Annotated in this window: 20 protein-coding genes; 2 read left to right on the top strand and 18 right to left on the bottom strand. The window is 29.8% G+C overall.

Annotated elements, in window-relative coordinates:
• Positions 1–90 precede the first annotated feature (90 nt).
• Entirely contained in the window at positions 91–1,611 is a 1,521-nt protein-coding gene (locus ACKF5P_RS04620; protein WP_408956318.1) for a UDP-N-acetylmuramoyl-L-alanyl-D-glutamate--2,6-diaminopimelate ligase, read from the bottom strand.
• A 158-nt stretch (positions 1,612–1,769) separates the two neighbouring features.
• Here ACKF5P_RS04620 and ACKF5P_RS04615 point away from each other — a divergent pair, with 158 nt between their 5' ends.
• Complete coding sequence (locus tag ACKF5P_RS04615) at positions 1,770–2,690, top strand: VanW family protein (protein WP_408956317.1); 921 nt, start codon at positions 1,770–1,772, stop codon at positions 2,688–2,690.
• On the opposite strand, the gene ACKF5P_RS04610 is transcribed toward ACKF5P_RS04615, so the two are convergent.
• The 5 genes from ACKF5P_RS04610 to ACKF5P_RS04590 all read right to left on the bottom strand — a co-directional run bounded on the left by ACKF5P_RS04610 (position 2,687) and on the right by ACKF5P_RS04590 (position 10,700).
• On the bottom strand, positions 2,687–3,733 hold the full coding sequence (locus tag ACKF5P_RS04610) for a hypothetical protein (RefSeq protein ID WP_408956316.1): 1,047 nt from the start codon (positions 3,731–3,733) through the stop codon (positions 2,687–2,689). The two genes, ACKF5P_RS04615 and ACKF5P_RS04610, sit on opposite strands and share 4 nt — an antisense overlap.
• Before the next feature lie 91 nt (positions 3,734–3,824).
• Positions 3,825–6,581: a UPF0182 family protein gene (locus ACKF5P_RS04605; RefSeq protein WP_408956315.1), complete on the bottom strand. Its 2,757-nt coding sequence runs from the start codon at positions 6,579–6,581 to the stop codon at positions 3,825–3,827.
• A gap of 45 nt (positions 6,582–6,626) precedes the next feature.
• Complete coding sequence (locus tag ACKF5P_RS04600; protein WP_408956314.1) at positions 6,627–7,760, bottom strand: HEAT repeat domain-containing protein; 1,134 nt, start codon at positions 7,758–7,760, stop codon at positions 6,627–6,629.
• An 87-nt stretch (positions 7,761–7,847) separates the two neighbouring features.
• Positions 7,848–8,531 carry a vWA domain-containing protein gene (locus tag ACKF5P_RS04595; protein WP_408956313.1) on the bottom strand — a complete coding sequence of 228 codons (684 nt, stop codon included), beginning with the start codon at positions 8,529–8,531 and terminating at the stop codon, positions 7,848–7,850.
• A 129-nt stretch (positions 8,532–8,660) separates the two neighbouring features.
• A complete protein-coding gene (locus ACKF5P_RS04590) occupies positions 8,661–10,700 on the bottom strand; it encodes a tetratricopeptide repeat protein (protein WP_408956312.1) in 2,040 nt (679 codons plus the stop codon).
• Between the two features lie 217 nt (positions 10,701–10,917).
• On the opposite strand from ACKF5P_RS04590, the gene ACKF5P_RS04585 reads away from it, so the two are divergent.
• Positions 10,918–11,142 carry a small, acid-soluble spore protein, alpha/beta type gene (locus tag ACKF5P_RS04585; RefSeq protein ID WP_408956311.1) on the top strand — a complete coding sequence of 75 codons (225 nt, stop codon included), beginning with the start codon at positions 10,918–10,920 and terminating at the stop codon, positions 11,140–11,142.
• 374 nt (positions 11,143–11,516) lie between these two features.
• Here ACKF5P_RS04585 and ACKF5P_RS04580 read toward each other — a convergent pair whose 3' ends face one another.
• The 12 genes from ACKF5P_RS04580 to nadA all read right to left on the bottom strand — a co-directional run bounded on the left by ACKF5P_RS04580 (position 11,517) and on the right by nadA (position 21,525).
• Positions 11,517–11,795, bottom strand: coding sequence for a hypothetical protein (locus ACKF5P_RS04580; RefSeq protein WP_408956310.1), 279 nt, complete (start codon positions 11,793–11,795; stop codon positions 11,517–11,519).
• A gap of 164 nt (positions 11,796–11,959) precedes the next feature.
• A complete protein-coding gene (locus tag ACKF5P_RS04575) occupies positions 11,960–13,315 on the bottom strand; it encodes an FAD-dependent oxidoreductase (protein WP_408956309.1) in 1,356 nt (451 codons plus the stop codon).
• 89 nt (positions 13,316–13,404) lie between these two features.
• Complete coding sequence (locus ACKF5P_RS04570) at positions 13,405–14,232, bottom strand: RNA polymerase sigma factor RpoD/SigA (protein WP_408956308.1); 828 nt, start codon at positions 14,230–14,232, stop codon at positions 13,405–13,407.
• A 200-nt stretch (positions 14,233–14,432) separates the two neighbouring features.
• On the bottom strand, positions 14,433–14,678 hold the full coding sequence (locus ACKF5P_RS04565) for a hypothetical protein (protein WP_408956307.1): 246 nt from the start codon (positions 14,676–14,678) through the stop codon (positions 14,433–14,435).
• A gap of 42 nt (positions 14,679–14,720) precedes the next feature.
• On the bottom strand, positions 14,721–15,035 hold the full coding sequence (locus ACKF5P_RS04560) for a hypothetical protein (RefSeq protein WP_408956306.1): 315 nt from the start codon (positions 15,033–15,035) through the stop codon (positions 14,721–14,723).
• 264 nt (positions 15,036–15,299) lie between these two features.
• Positions 15,300–15,482, bottom strand: a complete 183-nt coding sequence (locus ACKF5P_RS04555; protein WP_408956661.1) for a hypothetical protein — start codon at positions 15,480–15,482, stop codon at positions 15,300–15,302.
• A complete protein-coding gene (locus tag ACKF5P_RS04550; protein WP_408956305.1) occupies positions 15,448–15,570 on the bottom strand; it encodes a DUF1540 domain-containing protein in 123 nt (40 codons plus the stop codon). The genes ACKF5P_RS04555 and ACKF5P_RS04550 overlap by 35 nt, the downstream gene beginning before the upstream one ends.
• A gap of 187 nt (positions 15,571–15,757) precedes the next feature.
• Entirely contained in the window at positions 15,758–17,005 is a 1,248-nt protein-coding gene (locus ACKF5P_RS04545) for a glucose-1-phosphate adenylyltransferase (RefSeq protein WP_408956304.1), read from the bottom strand.
• Positions 17,006–17,131: 126 nt separating this feature from the next.
• Complete coding sequence (locus ACKF5P_RS04540; RefSeq protein WP_408956303.1) at positions 17,132–18,145, bottom strand: PTS transporter subunit IIC; 1,014 nt, start codon at positions 18,143–18,145, stop codon at positions 17,132–17,134.
• Positions 18,146–18,149: 4 nt separating this feature from the next.
• Complete coding sequence (nadC, locus tag ACKF5P_RS04535; protein ID WP_408956302.1) at positions 18,150–18,992, bottom strand: carboxylating nicotinate-nucleotide diphosphorylase; 843 nt, start codon at positions 18,990–18,992, stop codon at positions 18,150–18,152.
• A complete protein-coding gene (gene nadB / locus ACKF5P_RS04530) occupies positions 18,979–20,598 on the bottom strand; it encodes an L-aspartate oxidase (protein WP_408956301.1) in 1,620 nt (539 codons plus the stop codon). The genes nadC and nadB overlap by 14 nt, the downstream gene beginning before the upstream one ends.
• Before the next feature lie 18 nt (positions 20,599–20,616).
• Positions 20,617–21,525 (bottom strand): quinolinate synthase NadA, encoded by a 909-nt coding sequence (gene nadA, locus ACKF5P_RS04525; protein WP_408956300.1) that lies wholly within the window; start codon positions 21,523–21,525, stop codon positions 20,617–20,619.
• Positions 21,526–21,565: the final 40 nt, after the last annotated feature.

Below are 21,565 nucleotides of genomic sequence, written 5' to 3'. Positions count from 1 at the left end.
TGCAGTTAATTGTTCAAAGTAAATCTTTATTACAAAATAGTATGAGTGTTGATATTGGCATAAATGATATTTATTACTCACACTAACACTTCAGCTATTGCATAAGAAATCATTTAAAATCTTCTTTCCATTATTTAAACCTGGTCCTCCTAATAGTAGCAATAAATCACCTGCTTCAACCTTATTCAATCCTAGCTGTAATGCAGAATCTAATTTAGCAGTAGTTGTAATTTCAATTCCTTCTTCTGCAATAATCCTAACAAATGCTCCTTCTTCTGCCGGTAACACCTTGTTTTTTTGAATTACTTCTCCTTCTGCTCGAGTAGTAATAATCTCTTTTAGATTTAATTTGTTGGCCCAAGTAGTAATTGTTTGAGCATTCTGTTTGTTTGCTTCGATTCCTCTTTTTCCTTTTAAAAAATTAACAATTATTAAATTATTATAATCAAGTCTCTCGATAGTTTTAAAATTAGAATCTAAACTGGAGGGATTATGAGCAAAATCATCAATTATTGAAAAATCATGATCATAAATTAATTCCATTCTTCTTTTAACTCCAGTAAATTTTTCTAAACTAGAACTAATTTTTTCTAATGGAAACCCTAGTAATAGACAAGATAGAAAAGCTGCTAGTGTATTATAGATGTTATGATAGCCAATTATAGGCATTCTAATCTCTACAGATAAAGGTTTGATTAATTTACCATTCATTGTTACAAGGTTATTATTGACCTTCAATTTAAATTTGATTCCTTGCTTATTAATCTTTATATCTTCAGCACTCAGATCAGAGTTGTTTTTAATTCCATAAGTATAATTAATAGCTGAAGTATTATTAATAATTCGCTTACTATAACTATCATCTGAATTATAAATAGCAATTTTATCTTCTTTTAAAGTAGAAAATAGTTTTTCTTTACTTTTATAGTAATCCTCTAATGTTTGATGAAAATTCAAATGATCACATGATAAGTTAGTAAAGATAGCTATATCAAAATCTAACCCCCAAACTCTATTTAATTTTAAGGAATGAGAAGATACTTCCATACTTACATAATTAATTTCTTTTTCTTCCATCTGTGCCAACCTCTGATTTAAGACTGTCGATTCAGGTGTTGTACATTGGTGAGGGTTAGAGTAGTATTCATCACCAATTTTGGTATGTAATGTCCCAATTAATCCGGTCTTTTCCTGTAATTGATTGATAATATGATCAATCATCATTGTAGTTGTTGTCTTACCAGTAGTTCCAGTAACACCTATTAAATTTAATTTTTGACTAGGAAAACCATAAAATCTACTTGAAATTTGGGCCAAAGCTTTTCGAGCATCTACAACTTGCAAATATGGAATCTGCTGTGGGATACTTACTGCTCTTTCTCCAATAACAGCTATTGCCCCCTGGTTGATAGCTTCAGTTATATATTTATGTCCATCTGTATTAAAGCCACTTACAGCGACAAATAAGGAACCAGTCATAACTTCTTTGGAATTGTTTGTGATATTATTGATTTTAGTCTCTTTAAAGTTTGTGCTACCTATTAAATCTACCTCCTTAACCAAGTTACCTAAAGTCTGCTCAGTACTTGGTAATACCGAATTTAGTGACATCTTCAACCTCCTTATTTATATTATATGCTTAGAGTAAGTAAATGTGATAACTTATTTTAGTTAATAATTAGATGAAAAGCAAAATTTAGGATACATAATATTGAATAGGTGATATAAACTAAAATTAAAGATTAAAAAACTTAGAAATGGAGGCAAAAATGGATCTAAAAGATAAACTAAGATATATCCCACTTTTAATTGCACTTATTCTAATCAGTGGCTTATTTACAGTATTAATCAGAAACAATAATTTAATCAATCAATCTAAGGAAGAACCCGATAGGCAACCTACTCAGCCCGAACAAAAGCAAGTTAATACTGGAGTTACCCTTCAAGGGCACGAAATAACCGGAAAAACTAAAAAAGAACTCGATAATATTATAAACCAATTGGGCCAAAAAGAAAAGAGAAAATCACAAAATGCTTTTATCTTTAAAGAGGTAATTATCTCTGAACAAATCGGTCAAAGAATAGATATTTCTGCCACACTTAAGAAAGCCTTAACTGCTGAAGCAGGGACAGATGTCAACCTTGTAATAGAATCAATTACTCCTGTAATTACTACCGAGATGTTAAAGAAAGATCAATATTTTGAAATCGAATTGGAAAATGAAGTTATTAATGGGCTGGTTTTAAGTAATTACACAACTTATTTAGAAGATAATCAGCTTAATCGTAGAAACAATATTGAAATTGCTTTACAAGAAATTAATCAGCATCAACTAAAACCAACAGAAGAATTTTCTTTTAATCAATTGATAGGATTTCCTACTGCTGATAAAGGGTATAAAGAGGCTACTATTATCGATTCAGGAGAGTTTTCTTCAGCACTAGGCGGCGGAATCTGTCAAGTCAGCTCAACTCTTTATAATGCAGCTAGCCAAGCTCAGTTAAAGGTTACAGAACGTCATCATCATAGCATGACTGTAAATTATGTTCCAACTGGACAGGATGCTACTGTCTCCCCTAATGAAAAAGACTTTCGTTTTGTAAATAATCAAGATTCTAAACTAATGATTTTAACTGAGCTTATTGATCGCTATGTAGTTATTTATCTAATTAAATTAAAAGAAACTTAATAAATTTTCAAAATAATAATTAGTAATAAAATTATCAAGACTATTAAAGAAACAATAATTAGAGTTTCTTTATTAATTTTCAAATTAAGTTTCTTTTCTTCATCGTCAGTGTTAATATCTTGAACTTGTTCTTCTTCACTTAAAGTTATCAATTTGATTTCAGGTTCAGCTAAAACTTGCCCATAAATACTAGGGCCAAATTTAATTAAGATTAAATAACGCTCAGAATCTTTATTAAAGCTAATACTCTCTATTTTTCCCACAGTAATCCCTTCAGAATTCTGTAATAACTCAGCTAAATATTGACCAATCTCTCTGTTATCAGTAACCCTAGCTGCTAATTTATCTCCAACTTGTAATTGAGAAGCCTTCTCTCCTTGAGTTGGAGATATGACTGGGATACAATTCAACCGAATTTCCATTCCCAACCCATCCTGTTCCTCTTCGATATCACTTTCTTCTTCTTTTGGAAGAGGATTCGGCTTGGGAAATAAATCTGAGTAAAAGTTCTTTAATTGAGCTTTAGTAGTTAAATCAGCATGAATTTCTAGAGTAATATTTTCTTCAATTATATCTTCTAATTTTTCCTTAAGCAACTTCTGAACCTCTTTTTCTCTTTTATCTTGAATCAGCTCTAAAAGATTAAATATTTCTGTTGGATTGAAGCTAGAGAATAGATCTGAACCAATACTTTGATCATTAACAACTTTTTCTGGTGCAAGATTATCTAAAGTCTTCATAAAAACTTTATTATTTACATCTAGATTTATATTTAATATTTTTCGGTGATTACTCAATACCAATTCACGTTTAAGAAACTCACCTTGCTTTCCATCAGCAACTATATTCAATAATCCATAAACCTTATTATTTGAGCTGCCATAATTAAATTTCCCTTGAATAATAACAAAATTCTTATCTACATATTCAATCATTAATAATGCTCGATCCAGATCTCCTTCGGCCAAATTAAGAGCCATTTCAGCCTCATTTCTCTTTACTTCCATTGTTTCTTGAATGATTTCAAGTTTTTTCTCATCCATATTAGATCACCCTTTTATATCAATTTAAGGTTAAACTTTATAATTTAAAGTAGAAAAGAGGGAGCTAAATATTCACTCCCCCTATAAATGATTAATTCAGTTCTTCCTCCAATTTCAATAACTTCTCCTCCACCTCTTCTATTAACTCGCCATACCTTTGCCAATTACTATTTCTTAACTCTTCTTGAGCTTCATTATATATGGTCGTAATCTCGCTAACTTTTTGTTTTAGATCACTTTGTTCTTCTAAGATAGCCCCTGTTATTTCTGGCTCTTCTTCCTTTAATTTATCCCCTAACTCCTCTTCTAGTTGCTCATCACCAACTAAACGTAATAATGCTAATTCTAAAGTAGATTCCATCACAATATCATCCCCAGAAGAAACTATTACCCTTCTTAACTCAGGAATCTGATCACCATCAGATTGTAAAAAGATCGGCTCCACATAAAGTACTGATTGCTCAAGTGGAATTACTAATAAATTTCCTCTAATCACCTTAGAACCACGCTGATCCCATAAACTTAACTGTTGGGATATCTCTTCGTGCTGATCAATTCTTGATTCAATCTGCATTGGCCCATAAACCTGCTCGCCTTTTGGAAAGTCATATAAGACTAATTCCCCATAGTTAGCAGGATCAGATTTAGCCCCTAACCAAGAGATTATATTATTTCTATTAGCTGGTGTAAAAGGAAGCATTAAGATAAATTCTTCTTCCTCCTCCTCTGGTAAGGACATTACTGTATAATAAGGTTCCATTGTAATTGAACTACCATCATAATGCTCACGAGGTATATTCCAGACATCCTCTTTGTTGTAGAATACATTTGGATTACTCATATGATAAACACTATATAATTGAGCCTGAACTTTAAATAAATCTTGAGGATATCTGATGTGATTTTTAATCCCTTCAGGCATTTCCTCAAAGGATTTGAATAGATCAGGGAAAATATTACGATAAGTTTCAATAATAGGCTCTTCATCAACAATATAAAAGTCCATCTCCCCTGTATAAGCATCAATAACAACTTTGACCGAATTTCTAATATAATTCCCCCAACTATGAGGTTCAGAGTAAGGATACCTATCTGTCGTTGTATAAGCATCTTGAATCCAATACATACCTCCATCGTCACCAATAACTAAATAAGGGTCCTGATCATACCTTAGGAAAGGAGCAGCCTTACGAACCCTTGTATGAATATTTCGATCAAACATCAATCGACTTTTATTTGTTAAATCATCATTTAGTAATATATTTAAAGTTCTATACTTGAAAGCAAATGCCAACCTCTTAATTGGAGAATCAAGTTCAACTCCTCCAGTTCCTTGATAATTATAAAACTTGTTTTGATCCCCTTCCGGATAGTCAAATTCATTTGCTTCAGTATTAACTATTACATACTCATTAGTTGCTTCACCATAATAAATTCTTGGTTCTTTTATCTCAAGCAAATCACTTTGAGGGGGGATATTCTGAATCATAAATTCAGGTAGGCCAGCCTCTGTCACCTTATTGGCTGGACTCATAGTTGCTCCAAAACCATGAGTATAAACTAACCTTTTATTCACCCAAGTTTGGGCCCGTTCTGGTAGTAAATTTTGATCTAATTCTCGAGCTGAGAGCATAACCTGTTGTAACTCTCCATTAATTAAGTATCTATCTACATCAACATCAGTAAAGCTATAATATGATCTAATCTCTTGTAATTGGCTATAAGTATCCTTTAAAGCCCTATGGTCCCACAATCTAATATTATCAATCGTTTGTTGATTATTACGAATATCACTATATGAAAGTTTCCCTCTTAATGGATAATCCCTTCTATCAATTTGGTCTAAATTATAAGCTTGCTGCGTAAAATTAATATTATGTTCAATATAGGGGGATTCCATTGTTAATTCATTTGGCTCTACTCGATACTTTTGAATCAAAGAAGGATAAATCCCATTTAACAAAACAGAAGTCATAATTAATACGGCTACTCCTCCAATAATTAACTTTGTCTGTTTAAAATAGATATTGATAAGAGTAACTATTCCCAATAATAACGATGTGGCAAATAATATTCTTAAAGCTAGCAGTTGAGCATTGACATCTGTATATGTTGCCCCAAAGATAACACCTGTTTCAGAGTATAATAAGCCAAACATATCAAGTCTATAACCCCAAGCTTTGAGAAAGAAAAAAGTGCCAAGTAAAATTGAAATATGATGTTTTGTTTTATCATTATCAAGCTTAAAGTCCCCAGCTTTGGTAAATAGATAAATACCACCTATAATAATTAGATTTAAAACGACTAAAACAGTTAACATTAGATAAACCAACTCATAAGTTGGTAGCTGAAAAATATAAAAAGCAAGATCTTTACTAAAAATAGGGTCAACAGTTCCAAAAGAAGTTCTATTAATAAATTTAAGGATTAGCTCCCAATTATTTGAACCAATACCACTAAACAAAAGTCCAATCAAAAAACTGATTGCTAAATATACTAGATTGATTCGCTTAGAAGTTATTGCTTCAAACCAATTATTAGAGCTTATAGGATTCAGTTCAATTACATCTTCCCCTTCTTTTGTTTTCTTCTTTAATTTATATACCAAAGATAAAATTTTATCTTTGGTGAACCATAAGTTAACAAAAGTAATTAAAGTAAATAAAACTAAAATACCTACTCTCAACCCCAGCCTTGTCCCAAAAATAGTCCAAAAGAGATTACTTAAATTTAGATTTTCAAACCAAAGCCAATCAGTATAAAAGTTAATAATTACACCTAAAAAGTTAGTGCTTAAAATTATAGCTAAAGTAAATGTAAATATTATAAAGCCTAAAGCTTTTTTCAATTAAATCATCCTTTCAATAGTAAGTTAGTTCAAACTTTAACTATGTTAACTTTCGAGCAATTGTAGTGAGTCATTGTTTTTTTTTGTTTCAACTAACTGTTTAGTTATTCTTGTTGTAGTTGCTTCATCTGACCCATAAATATTTTGGATAGCTTCCATTAAAAACTCTATATCTAATTCATCTAAAGCTTGTAATGCTGCTTGTTTACTCTTTTTGATCTTAGTAGCCTTAATTAAATATTTAATTCCTTCATAACCTGCCTTAATTAAGCCATGACAAACATTGATTCTAATTATTTGATGTTCATCATCTATTACTTTAAATAAGTAAGAACAAGCTTTTGGCTCAGAAAGGTCACCTAATATTTTAACTGCTTGATTTCTAACTTTCCAATCATTATCTTTTAATTGTTCAACTATGTGCTTAAAGATTTCTTCTTGATCAATATATTGGGCCAACCCTCTGATTGCCTCAATCTTAACTTGTGTAGACTGATCATCTAATAACTTAACTAATAGATCTTTGACCTCCTTATCATCTATATCCCGTAATAATTTAGTTGCCCAAACTCTATAAACTTCATCTTTCTCAAAAGCAACCCTTTTTAATTGCTCAAAAGCTTGATAGCCCATTTGTTTAAATGCATTAGTTAACATTGATAATAACACTTCACTATCACAATGGTCTATATAATCAATTAAAGTATCAATAACTTTAGGGTTAGCATTATTAGTTAAAGCTTTAATAGCCTTATTTTTCACTTTATTATCTTCATCATATAGAGCAGTAGCACAATAATCAATAGCTCGAGCATCACCAATGTTAGAAAGCACTTGACAGGATAAGATTCTTTCTTCAGGTTCAGCACAGAGTAAGTCTTTAAAACACTCTTCAACTAAACCATTATTTAAAAGATGTCTTTTAATATTTAAATAAATTTTAGGTTCTAAATCTTTTTTTCCTTCTAAAAAAATCTTCTTTTTTATTTTATTTTCTTCAACCTCTTCTAAAACACTAAAATCTTTCTTTTTTTTTAAAGTTGAAATTACTAATTCATAATCAAGCTTAGAATTAGATTTAAAATATTTAAGTAAAATTAAAGCAATGATTCCTCCAGCGCTAATTAATAAATAAAAAAAGTTAAACTCTTGTAAAATATTAATATAAGATATGAACATCAAAACCTCTCCTCTGTTGTTGATGGTTATTATATATATTCTGTAAATTACTATTTCTTCCTTCATTAAAAGCTAATTAATAACAAATCAATTCAAATTTATTGTAGGGACAACACTATCTTTTTCTGAATGCATGAAGTATTTACCATTACCTATTTCAGCTAATGACCTTAGATAGAGTTGATCTGTGCTATTTACATCTCCAACTTGAAGAATATGTGTTCGGATTTCTTTATTTTTTAAATATTGTATTGTTTTAGTAAGCGATTGTTGCTCATTATTATTTCCATCTGTAACTAATAAGATATGTTTTTTTCCTTGTTGCTCACTTAAACTTTCACCAGCTCTAATCAAGTTTATTCTAGTTGGAGAATGAAGAGTAGGTGTGGCCTGTTTAACAAGTTCTAATAGCTGTTGTTTATTCTTTTGGGCCAATGGAACCTTCATAAAGTAATTGGCTGTTGAATGTTGATAAGAACCAAAGACTCGCAAACCTAAATAAACATCTTGAGGAAAGTCATTGATGATTTTAGCCATTGTATTCCTAGAGTTCTTAATATCTTCTTCTTTTTGAGAAATGACTTCCCAGACGATCTTGATGTTGGCCCTCTTTTGATTATGATAACTATTACTTACTTTTAGTTCTCTTCCTATATCTGAATTTTCCTCAGTAATAGGACTTGAGATAATATTTAAAGTATTAAGACCAAAAATAGCTGAAATTAAGATAGTAATCAAAAAAAGCAAAATTAAATTCTGTTGTATTCTCACTCAGATCTATCCTCCCTTATCCAGTACTTTTATAATAATATTCACTAAATAATTTCAATATGTTAATTTATATTTGGTAGATATTGTTTTATAAAACAATTAATAGTCTAGAAGATATCTTCTAGACTATTAATTGATAATATTCTTAAATTGGCTACTGGATAAAATCTTTCCAAAAATTTCATTATCCTCATTTAAAATTTTATTTCTTAAATTTGAATTTAACTTAACTGCTTTTTTTAACATTCTTAATGAGTGGTTATAATCTTCTTTGATTGCATATAAGCAGGACAACTTATAATATAGCCTAAAATCATCTGTGAAATTTTCAATACTTCTTTTGAATATAAACTCTGCTAAATCATACTTCTTTTTTATTAAAGCCAAAGAACCTAATTCTAGATAAACCAATTCAGATGTACCCAAGTTGTTTAAATATTCTTCAACAGTATCAAAAGAAAGTGGTAACTTTTTATATTTGATTGCAGCTAAATGAAGGTAGAACTCAACATATTTATCATTTCTTAAAGCCAGAGCATTTTTAAAATTATTAATTGCTTCCCTTAAATCTTCTAGATGGTAGCAAACTATTCCAAAGTTGAAGATGTATTCAAATTCTTTGTAATTAATCTCTAATAATTCTGTAAAATACCTTTTAGATTTATTAAATTCTTCCTTATTAGCATAGTAAATAGAAATTCTTTTTAGGATTTTTTCTTTAGATTTGATTCGGTAAGCTTCTAAATAGTTTTTAGCAGCTCTAGGATCATATAATCTTTCGTATGCTAAACCTAAACCAAGATAAACAAAATGATTTTTAGGAAATTCTTCTTTAAACTCCTCTAAACAATCAATCAATTCTTCTTCTCGTCCTAGTTTTTTATATAACTGGTGAATTTGTGGCTCTCTAGTTCTTCTTAGTAACTCCTTCAAAAATTTAATAACTTCCTGATGGTTTCCTAAATAATAATTACTGATTATAATTCCATAATAGATTGTAAGAAGATTTGGGTTTAAATCTAATACCTTCTTATAGGCATTAATTGCTTTATTATATTGGCCCTCTTTTTCCAAACATGTTCCAACTTTAATACTAGCTTTAAAATTATTGTGATCATAACCTAATACCTGTCTATAATTCTTTTTAGCTTTCTTATAATCCCCTAATTCTAGATGTGACGCACCTAATTTAGAAAAGAGTTCTTTTTTATCATCTTTATTTAAAGTAGTTTTAGTTTTTGATTCATTCAATTTACTCTTTTCCCAACTTCTTTTTAGGTATTTAATACTATCATCATATTTTTCTTGGTTAAATTTACAATAGGCTAAATATAAGTAGATATAAGGGTTATCTTTTTTCTTTTTGATTAATTTTTTTAAGTACTTTTCTGCTTCTTGATAATCCTTTTGTCTTAAATAAATTTGAGCTAATTTATAGATATCTTCTTTGTTTTCATCCAGTTCAATTAACCTTTGGTAATATTTTATTCCTTCCTCAAGTTTATTTTTTCTATAACAATAGTTAGCTAATTTTTTCAAAGTAGTATAACTCTCATTTAATTTATAAGCATAAGAATAGTTAATATAGGCTTTAGAGTTGTCTAGTTTATCATAAAGATCACCTAGTTTAATATATATATCAACATCAAATAATTCTTTTTCCTTCATCTTTTCTAAATGTTGAATTGCTTTTTCGTATTTTTCTAATTTAATGAAGATATCACTTAGGTAATTATACGATTCTATAAATAATTCATCTTGACTATAATTTTTTATCTTATATTCCTTATCTTCATAATTGATAATATATTTAAATATCCTCTCTGCTTGTTGATAATTATTTTCTTTCTCAAATATCTTTCCAAGAATAAAATAGGAATCTAATAAATCAGGATATTTATCGATTAATAGGAGTAATCTTTGCTTGCTTTTTTCTTTCTTTTTATTTTTCAAATCTATTCTAGCAAAAGCTAACATTAATTCAGAATTATAACCAAAAATATTTCTAATCTCCCAACCAGAAATACTGATAAAAATAATTAATGTTAGTAAAGCAGATAAATAAGCTCCCAACAACAACCCAATACCTAAATACCACCTCAGATATTTATTCTTTAAATATTCCACTATATAATCAATTTTTGAGTTATACTTCAAATTTTGTTCCATTGGTATCCCTACTTTTTATAGCTATTTAATAACTGATTTTACTTTTGATCTCTTATTATTAATGATTTCTTTATGATTTTTATTAAATCCTCTTTTTTTCTAATAATTTAATCTTTTCCACTAAATAAATCTTACAGTTTTTATTCTAAAAGTTAACTACATTTAATCCTCATTTTAGGGAAATATAATAACAAATAAAGGTGAGGAGGTGAAAAAGATGAGTATTAGAAATAATAATAATCGACTAACAAATCCCATGGCTAAGCAAGCAATGGATAAATTCAAATTAGAAGTAGCTCAGGAGCTTAACATTTCTAATGATTATCAATCTGGTTATTGGGGGAATATGACCTCTCGTGAATGTGGTTCTGTTGGTGGTGAAATGGTTAGAAGAATGGTTGAACAATATGAGAATCAAGTGGCTAATAAACAACCTCAATAATTAATAAAATCCCCACCTGTTTAATTATACCTTCCAAAAAAATCAGAATAGAAGGTATGAAAATGAGCATCAGAAATAATTAACTAACAAATTCAATGACTAAACAAGCAATAGATAAATCTAAGTCAGAAGTAATTTGATATCTTTAATAATTATCAATCTGGCTATCGGGGAATATGAGACTTAATAGTTAATATAACAAAGTAAAGCCCTGTTATCAGGGCTTTACTTTGTCTATTTTTAAGTTATATTATTTTAGAAACTCATGAATAACTTGTTGTTTTTAAGCTCTTTAATAACTTAATTTTAAACTTAACTTTATATTATAATCGAAGGCCTCTTATTCTTATTAATTTTTATTCAGTAAAATCGATTTAGTTTTGAGGCTCTTTATTTAAAAAATTCAAAATGAATTTAATAATAAAAAAATCTTTTATCTTTATATCATCCGAAAGGTTAAGTAAATTGGTTACATATTCTTTTATTTTTTCAAAATTATTTTTTTCAATAAGGGGTTCATTTGATGTGATACACTTTAGTAGTTTTAGATAATTAGAACGAATTGGAATCAAATCTTCATTTTCTGCTTCAATAGAATTTTCTTTATAGACTTTAGCTAATGTATTTAAAAAGTTCTTAGATTGTTTTGGCATGCTAGGCCCCCTTTCTAAACTTATAAAAAAATCTTATCATTCTTTAAAAAGAACTACAAAAGTAATTAATGGTACTGTTTATATTATATTCTTTTTAAATTAAAAATAGTTGGAAAGCTAATCTGCATACCAACTATTTTAACGATAGCATCTCTTTTTTTATTCTATTCTTCTTCAATCTCCTTACTAGCTACTAAACCAGCAATCATCGTTCCATCTTTAGGTACAGAAAAAGGAGGAGCATAAGCTAGATCTAAATTAATTAAATCATCAGCTTTCATTTTATTATAAATAGCCGTTGCTAGAATATCTATCCTCTTATCCACACCACCTTTTCCTATAATTTGACCACCTAATATTTGTTTATTCTTCTTGTCAACCACTAATTTAATAGTCATTTTTTCATAATCTGGATAATAGCTAGCATGATTAGGGGCTTCAATAGTTGAAGTTACAAATTGACAACCTATCTCCTTTGCTTCCTTAGCGGTCAGACCAGTTTTAGCAACTACTAAATCACAGACTTTTGTTATAGAGGTTCCTTGTACTCCATTAAATTGATTATCTATTCCTACTAAATTGCTTCCTGCTATCCGTCCTTGTTTATTAGCCGTAGAACCCAATGGAATCCAAACCTTTTCTCCGGTAATTAAATGCTCTGTTTCTGCACAATCACCAGCAGCATAAATATCCTGGATAGAAGTTTCCATCTTAGAATTAACTGCAATTGCTCCGGTTTCTCCTAATTTAATCCCTGCTTTTTTAGCAAGTTCAACATTTGGTCTAACACCTAAAGCAAGAATAACAAAATCTGTTTTTATCTCTTCATCTGTATCGATAATTACCTTCTCTACTTGATTCTTTCCTTTAAAACCGACTACTTCTTTTTTCGTTAAAATAGTGACTCCTTTTTTTTCTAAATAATTAGTTGCTATTTTTGCCATATCAGGATCTAGATTATTTAGCAATTGGTTTGAACGCTCAATTATAGTTAAATTTAGATTATGTTCAAGTAAACTTTCTGTCATTTCTAAACCTATGTACCCTCCACCAACAATAACCACATCAGTAGGTTTGTTTTTAGCAAGAAAAGCTTTAATTTGATCTGCATTTTCTACATTACGTAAAGTGAAAATATTATTTAAATCTATTCCTTTGATCGGAGGAATAAAAGAACTGGCACCAGTTGAGATTAATAATTTATCATAATTTATTTTTTTAGTTTTTGAAGTAGTTACATCTTTAACTACTAGTTGTTTCTTTTCAACTAATATCTCTTCAACATAATGTCCAGTTTTAACCCTTGCTCCCTTAGTACTTTCAAAATCTTCAGGAGTATAAATAATTATATCGTCCCTTTCTTTTACTACGTCAGAAACATAATAAGGAAGACCACATCCAGAATAAGAAATATCTTTATCCTGTTCATAAATAGTAATTTCAGCATCAGGGTTGATTCTTTTAGCTCTAGCAGCAGCAGATGTCCCTGCTGCAACCCCACCAATTATAACTATTTTCATTAAATTCACTCCTCATTGTGTTAAACAAAGAATCATTAAGGTTATGATTTTAGTTTAAGCTACTTATTTTCAAACTATTCACTTTTGATTTAACTGACTACACCTAAGTATGTATCTAAATTTCTATTGTAATTTAGTCTTTTTAATTTTTCTAATGCTCTATTTAGTAATTGTCTAATTCTTTCACGCGAAAGTTTTAATTGCTTAGCAATTTCTTTAAATGTTCTTTCTCTTCCATCTTCTAATCCAAATCTTAATTTAATAATTCTTTCTTCTCGATTAGTTAGATAACTTAATAATTTATCTATCATTGTTTTCAGATCATCTTTAAGGATAACTTTAATTAAATCAAATTCACTAGGGATTAGAGAAAAGAGGTCACTATCTTGATTTTCTCCAATTCTATTATTTAAAGAAGATATATCTTGACTTAGCTCAATCAATTCACTTACTTTTTCTACTGTTAAATCCATATCTTCTGCCAATTCTTCTAGTGTCGGTTCTCGATGGAGTTTGGCCCGTAAATATTCCTGATTTCGTTTAAGTTGATTAATATTATTTTGTACTTGAAAAGATAATCTAATCATTCGTCCCTGTCGTTTAATTGCTCTTCTAATCTTTTGTTCAATCCACCATGTAGCATAAGTACTGAATCTATAACCTTTTTGATATTTAAATTTTTCAACTGCTTTAATTAAACCAACATTTCCTTCTTGTATTAAATCTGAAAAATCTAAGCCTTGATTATTATATTTTTTAGCAATACTAATTACCAATCTTAAATTAGAATTAATCAATTTTTCTCTAGCTTCTTTATCGCCGGCAGCAATTCTTTTTCCTAACTCAACCTCTTCTTCTTTAGAAAGTAAACGATGGCTTGTTTCTTTAAAATATATATTAATTAAATTTCTATCCATAAATAATCACCCCTTATTTAAGTTCTTATTTATAATTATAATAAATAAATTTTACGAAATTATGACAGTCTTAAATATTTTAGTAAAAAAATAAGAGTTTTTCAGTAATTAACTCAGATTTATTTTATTATTTGAGTTAAAATTAATTTCAATTATTAAAAAAAATAAAGCTGCCTAGGCAGCTTTATTTTTTAATTCTATTATTTAAAGTCTAAATTCATAGTTTTAAAATTTAATTGTTCAATTTGTCTTAACTCTTTTTCAAAATGTTCCAAATCCTCATCAGCTCCTGCAAATTCAATTAAAATTAAACCTTGATTTTGATCATCATTATGCAAGCCTAATCTTGTTTTTATATTTTTTCCATATTGAGTTAATATATGTTGTACATTTGGTGCAAAGTTATCTCGTTCATCAACTTGTAATGCAACAATTGTATCTTTCATTGTTTGCCTCCTTGTATTAATAATGATAGATGGTATTTGAATTTAAATATCTATATTAAGATCTAATTCTTCTTCGTTAACTATATCTTCTAATTTTTCTTTAAGGGTTTTTAAATCACTTTTATTTTTAATTTCTTTTTTTATGTCTTTATCTAAGTTATTAGTAATATTATCTAGACCACTATTAATAATAAATTCTGTAAAAGATTCTTGATCAGTTAAATATAGATTAAATATTTTTTCTATTATCTCCATTTTTTCTTCAGTTAAATCTCCAAGTTCTAATTCATTTAATAACTCAGGATCAATTCCAGTTAATTCTGCTATATCTTTTAATTTTTTTTGAGAGTCATTCATATTTTCTCCTCCTTCTGATTTATTTATTCGACAATATTATTTTTATGTTAAATGGATTATTTTTGTTACTTAAATCTATTGGTAATTTATAGAATTTTAGCTTAGATTTTTTATGACAAGATAGTCTTATATTACAGTTTAGGATTTAGTAAACTATTTAAATATATTAAAAGCAAAAAATCATTTATAAGATTTAAAAAATAACTTTTTTAATAATAGCAAATAGGCAACTGGTATACTATTAACTATACCAGTTGCCTATTTTTAATTAGGATTATCGGGATTTGTTCCTCCTAACCCAGCTTCAAATTTATCATGAGGTACAAAGGTTTTACAGCAGCTTTGATAGCATTCTGTTACAGGAGACATGCCTTGTTCGTTAACTATTTGATTGGTTTCTTCTACATCCATTTCATTTGGTAATTTTTTCAAAATTATCACTGACAACCAATATTTTTTCTGCAATACATAAATTATGTTCTTCCCACCATTGGCAATTATCAACTGTACAATGAACATGTGATCTTTGAGTCAAAAATAGACCTCTTTTGATTTTATTGTTATCTATATTATTTTTGTTTTTTTATTTATTATATTAAATTTATGTTCATAAGTGACTATATAATTATTGACCATGTCAAATAAAAAAAGAGTAGTATATCTTTTTTTATTTGATATGTCTTGTTAGAGTTTTATTTTACCTTAATTTCAGAGATTTTTGTTTATTTTTTGATTGTACTACCACTGGGAATAATACCATCTTTTAAATCTTTCAATTTTATCTTAGTAAGTATTCTGCAATTTCGTCCTATTTTTACTTCTGGAGGAATTAGGATTCCTTTGCTAATTAGATTTAGGCCATTTCTAAGAATATCAGGTTTTTCTTGATTTGGAGTCATATCTTTTCCTATCCCTATTTGAGCATTAGAACTAACAGTTACATTTTTATCAATTATAGATTTATTAATTAATGTATCACTTTTAATTCTAGTATTATGAAAGATAATAGAATCTTTTATAACTGCTCCTTTTTCAACAATTACCCCTGGAGAAATAACAGAATTTTTGATTCTACCATTAATTATTGCTCCATTAGAAACTAAACTTTGAGTTGCTATTCCATCTTTTCCAAATTTAACAGGTAGTCCCTCTTGTTCACGAGTATAAATCTTCCATTTGTTATCATATAAATTTATTTCTTTTTCCCTTTTTATTAAAGCTAAGTTAGTCTCCCAAAATGATTTTAATGTTCCAACATCCTTCCAAAAACCTTCAAATTCATACGTGAAAACTCGATTTTTCTTAATCATCTCTGGAATAATATGATGTCCAAAGTCTGAATGTTTATGATCACAAATTGCTTCTAGCTTTTCTAATAAAATATCGGCAGAAAATACATAAATTCCCATTGATGCTAAATTACTAGGAGGCTTTTTAGGTTTCTCTTTAAAATCTAAAACCTTTTTTCTATCATTTAGTTTTAAAATTCCAAATCTATTTGCTTCTTCAGCAGGAACCCGTTGAGCTGCAATAGTCAATTCCGCTTCTTTTGCCTTATGAAATGAAACAAGTTTACTATAATCCATTTTATAAACATGATCTCCAGATAAAATAACTATATAATCAGGATTTTTCTTTTTAATATAACTTATATTTTGATAAACAGCATGTGCTGTTCCTTGGTACCAGTTATTTTTTTCACCGGTATATGGTTGTAGTAAGGTTATTCCTCCCATTTTACGATCAAGATCCCAGGGTCTTCCTATTCCAATATGGGTATTTAAAGCTAATGGTAAGTATTGAGTTATGATTCCGATATTGTAAATACCAGAATTTACACAATTGCTCAAAGTAAAATCAATTAATCTATACTTTCCTGCAAAGGGAACACTCGGTTTTGCTCTATGCCCTGACAGAATATCCAGCCTAGTTCCTCTTCCACCTGCTAAAATTAATGCCAAAGTTTTCATTAATATTCCCCCTTCCTTATTACATAATATTAATAAAAAAGGAGAATATTACTAAAATTTAAGTTTATTTTTATTTATCTTTAATGTCTCATTTAATCTAAACCTTAAAATTGAACTTAAGTTATATTAAATATCTAACAATAAATCTTTGTCTTTTATCAAGTTGAAATTATACATTATTTTATAAATTAAAATGCTTAAAATTGCAGGTAAGATAAAATGTAATAAAATAATAGATCCAATTACTCCTGTTCCCATTGCTTCAACAGTTCCAAACTGCCCCACTAATCCAGCAGTTCCCATTCCGGAGCCAATCGGAATATTTTTCAAAGGAATTATTGTAGTTGCTATTGGCCCTAAAATAGCCCCTGTTAAAGTAGGTGGTATCCAAATATATGGATTTTTAACTATATTAGGCATCTGTAACATTGAAGTACCTAACCCTTGACTAACTAATCCACCCCAACCATTTTCACGAAAACTGATCACAGCAAAACCGATCATTTGAGCACTACAACCAACTGTCGCTGCTCCAGCAGCTAAACCACTTAAACTCAACATTAAACCAATAGCAGCACTACTGATTGGCAAAGTTAAAGCCATACCCATTAATACTGAAACTAAAACCCCCATTGGAATTGGGTGCAATTCTGTTGTTTGGATAATTAATTGACCTAATCCAGTCATTAAAGTATCAATTGCTGGGCCAACGAAATCAGCTACTAATAATCCTGAAATAATTACTAGCATTGGAGTTAATACTATATCAAGCTTAGTCTCCTTAGAAATTAATTTACCAAATTCAGCTCCAATTACAGCTGCTAAAAAAGCTCCCACTGGCCCTCCTAACTCAGCACCCGCTGCTCCTGTAATAACTGAAGTAAATATAACCAATGGTGGTGCTTGTAAACCATAAGCTACAGAAACACCAATTGCTGGGCCCATCATATCCATTGCTACTTTACTAAAATCGATTAACAAAGGTAAACCTAATTGCTCTCCTAAGACTTGTAAAATTAACCCGATAATTAAAGAAGCAAATAACCCTTTAGTCATACCGGCTAATGCTTCAATACCATAACGCTCTAATGAAAATTTAACATTCTTACGTGTTAAGTAATTCTTAATCTTTTTAACCATTCAATTATTCCTCCTTTAAATCCAAGCTGATATCTAATGAGTTTATTGTATGAGTTAAAGTACCTAAAGAGATAATATCAACTCCAGATTTAGCTATCTCAACCAGTCTATCTATTGTAATTCCTCCTGATGCTTCTACAATTGCCCTTCCAGCAATTAATTTTACTGCTTCTTTCATCAACTCCAATGACATATTGTCTAGCATAATAATATCGACATTTTCTCCTAAAGCTTCCTTAACTTCTGCTAGGTTTTCTGTTTCTACTTCAATCTTTATAGTATGAGAAATACTTTCTCTAACCTGTGAAACCGCTTCTTTAATACTACCAGCTGCTTGAATATGGTTATCTTTAATCATTACAGCATCATATAAACCAAAGCGGTGGTTACTACCCCCACCAGCTTTTACAGCATATTTCTCTAAGATTCTCAAGCCCGGTGTTGTTTTGCGTGTATCAACAATCTTTAAATTATAATCTGCTATTTTTTCTTGATAGCTAGCAGTCTTAGTAGCTATTCCAGACATTCGTTGTAAAAAATTAAGAGCTACTCGCTCACCAGTTAAAAGCGGGCCAACTGAACCAGAAACTTTAGCAATTACTTGACTTGACTCAACTCGTTCTCCATCAGCTACTAAAGTTTTAAATTTAAGATCAGAATCTAACTCCTCATAAACCCAGCTAACAACATCTAAACCAGCAATTATTCCAGAATCCTTGGCAATTATTTGACCTACCCCTTTTTTATCTCGTTCAATCAATGCTTCTGTCGTAATATCCCCTCTACCAATATCCTCAACAAGAGCAGTTCTAATTATCTTTAAAACCTCTCTTTTATTTAATCTCAATTCTAAATTCCTCCTGTCTATTATCTTTTTTCAAAGAAATATGTTTACTCCACTTAGAACTCTTTTCTGGAAAATCAACTCGATAATGTGCACCCCTACTCTCTGTTCGAAGTAGAGCAGCTTTAATTACTAAATAAGCTAGAACAATTAAATTCTGTGCTTCAATACCTTTGATTTCAAAAGGGGCTATTTTTAAATATTCAGCTAATATTTCTACTTCTTTCAATGCTTCCTTTAGCCCTAATTCATCTCGAACAATTCCCACTTGTCCCATCATTAAATTTTGAATTTTGCTCTTAATTGCTTTCGCTGGTATATTACCTATTACTTGTCGATTATAACTGAACTGTAACCAGTCAAGGTTTGCTTTTGAATTATTTAAATAGATAGCTGCTTGTTCAGCTACCTTTTTTCCATAGACTAGAGCCTCTAATAATGAATTACTAGCAAGTCGATTAGCTCCATGTAATCCCATAGCTGCCGATTCACCACAAACAAATAACCCGGACAAACTGCTCTCACCATTAAGATTAACCTTAATCCCCCCCATAAAATAATGAGCAGCAGGAGCTATTGGTATATAATTATTAGTAATATCAACGCCAGCATCTAAACAGGTTTGATAAATAGTTGGAAATCTTTCTTTTATATAATCAGCATTTAATTCTGTTAAATCTAAATAAAGATGATCCTGTTGGCTATCTTTTAACTCTTGATAGATAGCCCTTGCTACTATATCTCGTGGAGCTAGCTCAGCCAAATAATGATACTGAGTCATAAAAGCTTCCCCAGCTTGATTGCGTAAAATTGCACCTTCTCCTCTAACTGCTTCTGAAATTAAGAAGTTTTCTTTTCCTGGTAATTCCAGAGTGGTTGGATGAAATTGAATAAATTCTAAATCCATCACCTCTGCACCTGCTCGATAAGCCATTGCAATTCCATCTCCTGTAGCTATATCTGGGTTAGAAGTTTTAGTATATAACTGTCCTGCTCCTCCAGTAGCTAATATAACTGCTTGGGCCAAATAAGCTAGATACTTATCCTTTCTTTGATCATAAGCTAAAACACCATAACATTTATTATGATTTGTTAATAGATCTATGACAAAAACTTCAGTATCAACTCTAATTTTTTTATTATTTTTAACCTCTTCTCCTAAAACTCTTCTGATTTCAGCACCAGTAGCATCACCACCTGCATGCAAGACTCGACGACAACTATGTGCACCTTCTTTAGTTAAGGCTAATTTTCCACCACTCTGATCAAATTGAACACCCAGTTTAATTAACTCTTTAATTCTTGCTTTACTCTCTTTAGTTAATATGTTGACAGCTTGGGAATTAGTTAGACCTACTCCTGCTCTTAGAGTATCTATATAATGTAATTTAGGGTTGTCATTATTATCAATTGCAGCAGCAATTCCTCCTTGGGCATACTCAGTATTGCAATCTCTAACCTGTCCTTTAGTTAATAGCCTTACTCTTCCTTTTTTTGCTAACTTCAATCCACTATATAAACCAGCAATTCCACTACCTACTACCAAGAAATCTGTTCTCTTTCTTTCTATCTTTTGTAAGTTGAAGTTAGTTGAATATCTTGGAATCATATTATTTATCCTCCATTGCTAACCGTTAATTTCTAGCATTTTATCTAATGCCTCTTGAGCTTTAATTCTAGTTTGATTATCAACTTCAATTCTATATTGCATCTTTTCTAAAGCTTCTGCTATATTTTCTAATGAAGTCAATTTCATATTCTGGCAGATTAGTCCTTGGTTTAGAAGATAAAAATTTTGATCTGGATTCTGCAACCTTAATTTATATAAAATACCCATTTCAGTTCCAACAATAATTGTTTCAGCATTAGATTCTTGAGCATATTTAGTTATTTGTCCTGTGCTTCCTACAAAATCAGCCAACTCCACTACTTCTGGTCTACATTCAGGATGTACAATAATCGGTGCTTTAGGGTGAGCCTCCCTAACTTCAGTAATATATTCTGGTAACATTCGATGATGAGTAATACAATAACCATCCCACAAAATAATTTCTTTATCTGTTTGCTGGCTTACATAATGACCTAGATTTTGATCTGGAACGAAAAGAATCTGTTTATTAGAAACTGCCTTAACAACTTCGACAGCATTGGATGAAGTACAACAAATATCACTTTCTGCTTTAACTGCTGCTGAAGAATTAACATAACAAACAACAGCAGCATCGGGATACTCCTTCTTCTTTTCCCGTAGCTTTTCAGCAGTTATCATTTCAGCCATTGGACAACCTGCATTTATTTCTGGCAATAAAACCGTTTTATTTGGTGCTAAAATAGCTGCACTTTCAGCCATAAAATCTACTCCACAAAAAACAATTATATCTTCTTCTATATCCGCTGCTTTTTGGCTTAAACCTAAAGAGTCTCCAGTGTAATCTGCAATAGCTTGAACCTCTTCTATTTGATAATTATGAGCCAATATCACAGCGTTCTTTTCTTTTTTTAACCTATTAATCTTTTTTATTAATTTTGATTTCATTGTCTCCTCCTTAGTTACATTTTATTTTCTTTACAATTAT

It is taken from the genome of Natroniella sp. ANB-PHB2 (assembly GCF_046097105.1).
GTDB lineage: Bacteria > Bacillota > Halanaerobiia > Halobacteroidales > Halobacteroidaceae > Natroniella.
The sequence above is the reverse complement of the archived record's forward strand: the minus strand, read 5'-3'. Positions and strand labels throughout refer to the sequence as shown.

Coding starts and splice junctions, on each gene's coding strand:
- ACKF5P_RS04620 (WP_408956318.1), bottom strand. CDS start 1,611: ATGTCACTAAATTCGGTATTACCAAGTACTGAGCAGACTTTAGGTAAC.
- ACKF5P_RS04615 (WP_408956317.1), top strand. CDS start 1,770: ATGGATCTAAAAGATAAACTAAGATATATCCCACTTTTAATTGCACTT.
- ACKF5P_RS04610 (WP_408956316.1), bottom strand. CDS start 3,733: ATGGATGAGAAAAAACTTGAAATCATTCAAGAAACAATGGAAGTAAAG.
- ACKF5P_RS04600 (WP_408956314.1), bottom strand. CDS start 7,760: ATGTTCATATCTTATATTAATATTTTACAAGAGTTTAACTTTTTTTAT.
- ACKF5P_RS04590 (WP_408956312.1), bottom strand. CDS start 10,700: ATGGAACAAAATTTGAAGTATAACTCAAAAATTGATTATATAGTGGAA.
- ACKF5P_RS04585 (WP_408956311.1), top strand. CDS start 10,918: ATGAGTATTAGAAATAATAATAATCGACTAACAAATCCCATGGCTAAG.
- ACKF5P_RS04580 (WP_408956310.1), bottom strand. CDS start 11,795: ATGCCAAAACAATCTAAGAACTTTTTAAATACATTAGCTAAAGTCTAT.
- ACKF5P_RS04575 (WP_408956309.1), bottom strand. CDS start 13,315: ATGAAAATAGTTATAATTGGTGGGGTTGCAGCAGGGACATCTGCTGCT.
- ACKF5P_RS04570 (WP_408956308.1), bottom strand. CDS start 14,232: ATGGATAGAAATTTAATTAATATATATTTTAAAGAAACAAGCCATCGT.
- ACKF5P_RS04565 (WP_408956307.1), bottom strand. CDS start 14,678: ATGAAAGATACAATTGTTGCATTACAAGTTGATGAACGAGATAACTTT.
- ACKF5P_RS04560 (WP_408956306.1), bottom strand. CDS start 15,035: ATGAATGACTCTCAAAAAAAATTAAAAGATATAGCAGAATTAACTGGA.
- ACKF5P_RS04545 (WP_408956304.1), bottom strand. CDS start 17,005: ATGAAAACTTTGGCATTAATTTTAGCAGGTGGAAGAGGAACTAGGCTG.
- ACKF5P_RS04540 (WP_408956303.1), bottom strand. CDS start 18,145: ATGGTTAAAAAGATTAAGAATTACTTAACACGTAAGAATGTTAAATTT.
- nadB (WP_408956301.1), bottom strand. CDS start 20,598: ATGATTCCAAGATATTCAACTAACTTCAACTTACAAAAGATAGAAAGA.
- nadA (WP_408956300.1), bottom strand. CDS start 21,525: ATGAAATCAAAATTAATAAAAAAGATTAATAGGTTAAAAAAAGAAAAG.